Raw genomic sequence first — 2,216 nt, forward strand, 5'->3', positions numbered from 1 at the left:
GTGTGAGCGCCGGGCAGCTCGTGTGGCCGGGGCTGTTGCGCCGCCTCTACCGGTTGAATCCGGGCTACGCGGAGTAACGGCATGGCAAAGATCTTTATCTACGGCGCGGGTTCCATTGGCTGCTACGTCGGCGGGCGGTTGCTCGCGAGCGGTGGCGACGTTACGTTCATTGCGCGTGAGCGCACCAGCAACCAGTTGCGCAAGTACGGTCTGGTGCTGTCGCAATTCGGCGAGCGCCGCTGGTCGGTGGCGCCGGAGCGCATCGACGTGTCGACCGACTGCAAGGCAGCCGCCGCGGCAGACTTGGTGCTCGTCACCGTCAAATCCGCAGCGACATCGACGGTTGCAAAGGAACTGGCGAGCGTCCTGCGGTCCGGGACGGTCGTGGTCAGTTTTCAGAACGGAATCGGCAACGCAGACGTGTTGCGTGCTGCGTTGCCTGACATGACGGTGCTGGAAGGAATGGTTCCGTTCAACGTCGTCGAACGCGGCCCTGGCGCCTACCATCAGGGATCGGGCGGCGAACTCGAGATCAGGCACGCCCCTGAGTTGCAGCCGTTTTCAGGTGAGTTCGCAAAGGCGGGGCTGCCGCTGACGCAGCACGCCGACATGCTGACTGTGCAATGGGCCAAGCTGCTGCTCAACCTCAACAACGCAATCAACGCGCTGTCAAACCGGCCGCTCAAAGAAGAACTCGCGCAACGCGCTTATCGTCGCTGCCTCGGCATGGCGCAGGCGGAAGCACTCGGACTTCTCAAGCGGGCCGGCATCCGTCCGAGCCGTCTGACGCCGATCCCGCCCGCGTGGATGCCACGCTTCCTCGGCCTGCCCGACGCGTGGTTTGCGCAACTCGGCCGCGCAATGCTGACGATCGATCCGCTGGCGCGCTCGTCGATGTCCGATGATCTCGCGGCGGGACGTGCGACGGAGGTCGACTTTATCAATGGCGAAGTGGTAAAGCTCGCTCGACGCGTTGGACACCGTGCGCCGGTGAACGAACGTCTTTGCGAACTTGTACACGAGGCCGAACGAAGCGACGTGCGGCCCTCGTGGACCGGAGAGGCGCTGTTGGCCGAATTAAACGCCGCTGCGAGCGGCGTTTGCACAATGGGTCAGCGGCTGCATGCGTAGAACGGACTCCGGCACGATCGCCGCTACCTAGAGCACGGAAATGCCTGGCTCTGCCCCGTTCCCGCGGACTCCGTCGAAGCGTTACGCACGCAGGCAGATCGCGTTCGACAGCCGCTAATCCCGCGCTTTTCTCGTCGATCGTCGCCTGCCGCTGTTACGCGCGAATGCGGCCGGCGTGCAGCCGACATGACGGTGAAAGCGTCTGGTGAAATGGCTTTGATCCGCAAAACCCGTCATCAACGCGACGTCCGCGAGCGGCATGTCGGTCTCGAGAATCAGCGTCTGTGCGCGACGGATACGGCATCGCTCGACGAAGCTGCTTGCCGTCATGCCCGTGCTTCGCTTGAAGAGGCGCGTGAAGTGAAAACGGCTCACGTTCACGATAGCCGCGAGTTCCGCCAGCCCGATGGGTCTGTCGAGACTTTCCTCGATGTACTCCGTGAGACGCGCCATGTCCCTTTTTCCGAGGGGAGGCGCGTCACCCGGCACGATCGGCTCGAACGCGTTGTAAGTCCGCAGCAGGTGAGCAGCGAGCGCTGTCGAAAGCTGATCGGCAATCAGCGCTTGCGCTGGATGATGCTCCCGCCCAATCTCCGCGACGAGGATTTGCGCGATGTGCTCGATGACCACGTCCCGCGTTTCGAAAACATTCCGAAGCTCGAAGGACGTGCCGGAGCGCCCCAGTTGTTCGGCCGCATCCGCGATGAGCGCCGTGGGTATACGCAACCGGGCCGTCGCCGATGCGCTCCCCTCCCAGAGCGAGTCATAACCCGCTGGCATGAGCATCGATACGCCGGCTGACACGAGACCTTCGTGAACGACGCCATCGCGCCCCTGCACAAGCCGCGCGCTGCCGTAGGGGCAATAACAAATCAGATGATGATCGAGAGCAGGATATCGCTCGGAGACGTCGGGCAGCGGGTCGTACATATCGACCGTCACGCCGGCCCATCCGCGCTCGCGCGTGGTGGCAAAAGGACGATGCGATAAAACGTTCACGATCTCGCTGATCGATACCCGTTTCGACTGCTCGGCACGCTTGAACCGTGTTTCCGCCATGATGCGCTCCGCTCGCGACATTCCTC

Annotated in this window: 2 protein-coding genes; one reads left to right on the top strand and one right to left on the bottom strand. The window is 63.2% G+C overall.

Going from position 1 to position 2,216, the window contains the following annotated elements:
• The first annotated feature begins 81 nt into the window (after nt 1–81).
• Nucleotides 82–1,131, top strand: coding sequence for a 2-dehydropantoate 2-reductase (locus AWB67_RS36590; protein ID WP_087660710.1), 1,050 nt, complete (start codon nt 82–84; stop codon nt 1,129–1,131).
• Between the two features lie 114 nt (nt 1,132–1,245).
• Here the strand turns inward: AWB67_RS36590 and AWB67_RS36595 are convergent, their stop codons facing one another.
• Nucleotides 1,246–2,211, bottom strand: a complete 966-nt coding sequence (locus AWB67_RS36595; protein ID WP_235025575.1) for a helix-turn-helix domain-containing protein — start codon at nt 2,209–2,211, stop codon at nt 1,246–1,248.
• Nucleotides 2,212–2,216 lie beyond the last annotated feature (5 nt).

It is taken from the genome of Caballeronia terrestris, assembly GCF_001544515.1.
GTDB lineage: Bacteria > Pseudomonadota > Gammaproteobacteria > Burkholderiales > Burkholderiaceae > Caballeronia > Caballeronia terrestris.

Coding starts and splice junctions, on each gene's coding strand:
- AWB67_RS36590 (WP_087660710.1), top strand. CDS start 82: ATGGCAAAGATCTTTATCTACGGCGCGGGTTCCATTGGCTGCTACGTC.
- AWB67_RS36595 (WP_235025575.1), bottom strand. CDS start 2,211: ATGTCGCGAGCGGAGCGCATCATGGCGGAAACACGGTTCAAGCGTGCC.